3 protein-coding genes are annotated in these 3973 nt (G+C 68.2%); 2 read left to right on the top strand and 1 reads right to left on the bottom strand.

The genetic code is table 11. The annotated features are described in order from the left end of the window. Positions 1 to 181: 181 nt before the first annotated feature. The gene (locus tag ACFWI9_RS07200) at positions 182 to 1129 is read right to left on the bottom strand and encodes a methionyl-tRNA formyltransferase (protein WP_387159528.1); all 948 of its coding nucleotides are present in this window, start codon (positions 1127 to 1129) and stop codon (positions 182 to 184) included. Positions 1130 to 1390: 261 nt separating this feature from the next. On the opposite strand from ACFWI9_RS07200, the gene ACFWI9_RS07195 reads away from it, so the two are divergent. Together ACFWI9_RS07195 and ACFWI9_RS07190 are read left to right on the top strand one after the other, a co-directional pair. After that, entirely contained in the window at positions 1391 to 2743 is a 1353-nt protein-coding gene (locus tag ACFWI9_RS07195) for a lysine N(6)-hydroxylase/L-ornithine N(5)-oxygenase family protein (protein ID WP_387159527.1), read from the top strand. 141 nt (positions 2744 to 2884) lie between these two features. Continuing rightward, positions 2885 to 3928: an iron-siderophore ABC transporter substrate-binding protein gene (locus tag ACFWI9_RS07190; protein WP_387159526.1), complete on the top strand. Its 1044-nt coding sequence runs from the start codon at positions 2885 to 2887 to the stop codon at positions 3926 to 3928. Positions 3929 to 3973: the final 45 nt, after the last annotated feature.

Raw genomic sequence — 3973 nt, 5'->3', positions numbered from 1 at the left:
GGGTGGGGGGGGGCGGCGCCCCCCGGGGCCCCCGGGCGCGCCCCGGGTCCACCCCCCCCGTTGGGTGTGGCGGGGGCCCCCGGGGGGCTAGGACCCCCCCCCAGGGGGGTGAAACGCCGGCCCGCCCGGGGACCGTCCAGGGCGAGCCGGTGACGAGGGGGCGGCGGTGGCGCCGCCGGGGTCAGGGCCGGTCGGTGAGGTAGCCGCCCATGGAGGTGAAGTACTCCGTCGCGGGCAGCTCCCGGCCGTCCTCGGTCCGTACGCGGGTGACGGCCAGGCCGTGGTTGCGGCCTGTACGGGCGTCGGCGCCCGCGACGACCACCACGCCGTCGCCCTCGCGGTAGAAGATGCGGCCGGGGGTGCCGCCGTACCGGCCCTCGGACACGACGGCGGTCAGGATCTCCAGGCGCTTGCCCTTGTGGAAGGTGAAGGCCGCCGGGTACGGGGCGGACTGGGCGCGGACCAGGCGCTCCAGGATCTCGGCGGGCCAGTCCCAGTTGACGCGGATGTCCTCCTCGGCCCGCTTGTGGAAGAAGCTGGCCTGGGAGCGGTCCTGCTTGGTGAACTCGGTCTCGCCGGCCGCGATGCGGGCCAGGGCGCCGATCGTGACGGGCGCGATCAGGTCGACCGTCTTGTGGAACAGGTCGGTCGCCGTGTCGGTGGGACCCACGGGTACGGCGCGCTGGTCCACGATGTCCCCGGCGTCGAGCACTTCGTCCATCATGTGGGCCGTGACGCCGACTTCGGAATCCCCGTTGATCAGGGCCCAGATCAGCGGGGAGAAGCCCGCGTACTTGGGCAGCAGCGAGTCGTGGATGTTGAGGGTGCCGTGCCGCGGCAGGGTGTAGATGCGCGGCGGGATCCAGGTCCGCCAGTTGTTGGCGACGATGATGTCCGGGTCGGCTTCCTTGAGCCGCTGGAACAGCTCCTCGTCGTCGGGGCGGTTGCGGATGACGACCGGGACGCCGTGTTCCTCGGCCAGCTCGGCGACCGAGTCACTCCAGATCTTCTCGTAGGCGTGCTCGCTCTTGGGGTGCGTCACGACCATCACCACGTCGTGCTCGGAGTCCAGGAGCGCCTTCAGGGTGCGATGGCCCCAGGTCTGATAACCGAACATGACGACCCGCATCGGGTTTCCTCCTCAGAAGAGCGAATGACAGGGGTAAGTAAAGCAAGCCTTACCTAAGGGTGCAACGAGCCTGTTTCTAGGCTTGATTGACCCAAGGATGGATGGGTTGTCCGTTTTGCCCGGTCGACAGCCCTGGCTGGATCAGGTTAGCTTTACCTAAGTTCCGCTCGGCTGCCGGTCACCGGTGTGCCTGGACTCCCCCCTTTTCTTCAACCCGACAGGACGCCTGGCCGGCGGCTGTCCCGCACGAATGGGAGTGACATGTCACAGGCTCTTCCTGGCGACGCACCACTGATCCACGATCTGATCGGTATCGGCTTCGGCCCGTCGAACGTTGCCATGGCGATCGCGTTGAGCGAGCACAACGCGAGCGTCGGAAGGCAGGAGGCGGTCACCGCTCACTTCTTCGAGCAGCAGCCCCGCTTCGGGTGGCACCGCGGCATGCTCATCGACGACGCGACGATGCAGGTGTCCTTCATGAAGGACCTCGTGACGCTGCGGAACCCGTCCAGCGAGTACAGCTTCCTCTGCTACCTCCAGGACAAGGGTCGCCTGATCGACTTCGTCAACCACAAGAACCTCTTCCCGCTCCGGGTCGAGTTCCACGACTACTTCGAGTGGGCCGCGGCGAAGGTCGACGACATGGTCTCGTACGGCCACCAGGTCGTCGCCGTCGAACCCGTCGTGCGCGACGGCGTGGTGGAGTACCTCGACGTGACGGCGCGGTCCGGCGACGAGGTCGTCGTCCACCGTGCCCGCAACCTCGTCATCGGCACCGGCCTGCGCCCGGTCATGCCGGAGGGCGTCGAGCGGACCGACCGCATCTGGCACAACTCCGACCTGCTGGCGAAGGTGGACGGCCTCGAAGGCACCGCCCCCTCACGCTTCGTCGTCGTAGGCGCCGGCCAGAGCGCCGCCGAGAACGTCGCCTACCTGCACCGCCGCTTCCCGGAGGCCGAGGTCTGCGCCGTCTTCTCCCGTTACGGCTACAGCCCGGCGGACGACAGCAGCTTCGCCAACCGCATCTTCGACCCCCAAGCGGTCGACGAGTACTTCACCGCGCCGGAGGACATCAAGCGCAGGCTGATGGACTACCACGGCAACACCAACTACTCCGTGGTGGACATCGACCTCATCGACGACCTGTACCGGCAGTCGTACCAGGAGAAGTTCTTCGGCACCGAGCGGCTGCGCTTCCTGAACGTCTCGCGCCTCACGGGCGTCGAGGAGACGCCCGACGGGGTCCGCGCCACCGTCAGGTCCCTCGTCACCGGCGAGGAGAGCCACCTGGACGCCGACGTCGTCGTGTACGCCACCGGGTACCGTCAGGCGGACGGCCTCGGTCTCCTCGGGGAGGTCGCGGACCGGTGCCACCGCGACGACCAGGGCCGCGTCCGCGTCGAGCGCGACTACCGTGTGTCGACCGACCCGGGGCTGCGCTGCGGCATCTACCTCCAGGGCGGTACCGAGCACACCCACGGCATCACCTCCTCCCTGCTGTCCAACACCGCGATACGGGTCGGCGAGATCCTGGACTCGATCCTCGACCGGGACCTCAAGACCGTGCCCGACGCCGCACGTCCGGTCGCCGACGGCGTCGGATCCGCCCGATAGGCCTTGGGCCGGGGCAAGTTCCCCGGTCCACTGAGCCCTCCGCTGTCAACTTTTCAGCCCCACTGCCCGGACCCCGCCGGTAGCGCCGTCATGCCCGGCGGCCCGGGCGCGCACTGTGAAACCCCCGTGAAAGGAACACCCGTGTCCACTGGTACACGCCCCGCGCTGACGCGGCTCGGCAGAAACCTCCGCTGTGCGGCCGTCGCCACCGCCGCCACTCTCGCCCTCGCCGCCTGCGGCGGCGGCGCGGAGAAGTCCGAGTCGAAGCCCTCGGGCGAGGCGAGCGCGCCCACGAATTCGGCTGCCTTCCCCGTGACCGTCGAGCACAAGTACGGCAGCACGACGATCGACGAGGAGCCGAAGAAGATCGTCACGCTGGGCCTGTCCGACCAGGACGCGGTCCTCGCCCTGGGCGTCAAGCCGGTCGGCGCGGTGGACTGGTTCAAGGAGCAGCCGTACGGCAAGTGGCCGTGGGCCAAGGACAAGTGGGGCTCGACCCCGCCGCAGGTCGTCGGTGAGCGCGACGAGTACAACGTCGAGAAGATCGCCGCCCTCAAGCCGGACCTGATCATCGCGCAGTACTCCGGCATGAAGAAGGAGCAGTACGACACCCTCTCCAAGATCGCCAAGGTCGTCGCCCAGCCCAAGGGCGCCGAGGACTACCAGGCGGACTGGAAGGTCATGACCAAGCAGATCGGTAAGTCGCTGGGCAAGAGCGCCGAGACCGAGAAGCTGATCGCGGGCGTCGACGCCCGCTTCAAGGCCGTCCGCGACAAGCACCCGGAGTGGAAGGGCAAGACCGTCGCCGTCGGCGAGCCCTACGAGCCGGGCAAGTTCTCCGCCTTCTCCCCGAAGGACCCGAAGGTCATCTTCCTGTCGGAGATGGGCTTCACCACCTCCGACGCCTACCGCGCCGCCCTCGGCAAGGAGAACATCGCGGACCTCAGCGTCGAGCGCCTCGACGTCATGGAGGCCGACCGCACGGTCTGGCTGGGCACCCCGGACACGGAGAAGGCCATGAAGGCCGACCCGCTGTACAAGAAGACCAAGGTCAACCAGGAGAAGCGAGACCTGTTCCTGCCCTACGACAGCCCGGACATCGGCGCCGCGCTCTCCTTCAACACCGTGCTGTCGATCCCGTACGCGATCGACCAGGTCGTCCCGATGCTCGAGGCCCTAAACTAGGTACACCCGCACCAGGGGACGGGTGCCGGTGTCGTATAAACAACT

This window comes from Streptomyces sp. NPDC127084 (assembly GCF_042724175.1).
GTDB lineage: Bacteria > Actinomycetota > Actinomycetes > Streptomycetales > Streptomycetaceae > Streptomyces.
This window is presented reverse-complemented; position numbering and strand designations above follow the sequence as displayed.

What these genes read in the sequence shown, in the direction of transcription:
- ACFWI9_RS07195 (WP_387159527.1), top strand. Translation starts at nt 1,391, where the DNA reads ATGTCACAGGCTCTTCCTGGCGACGCACCACTGATCCACGATCTGATC.
- ACFWI9_RS07200 (WP_387159528.1), bottom strand. Translation starts at nt 1,129, where the DNA reads ATGCGGGTCGTCATGTTCGGTTATCAGACCTGGGGCCATCGCACCCTG.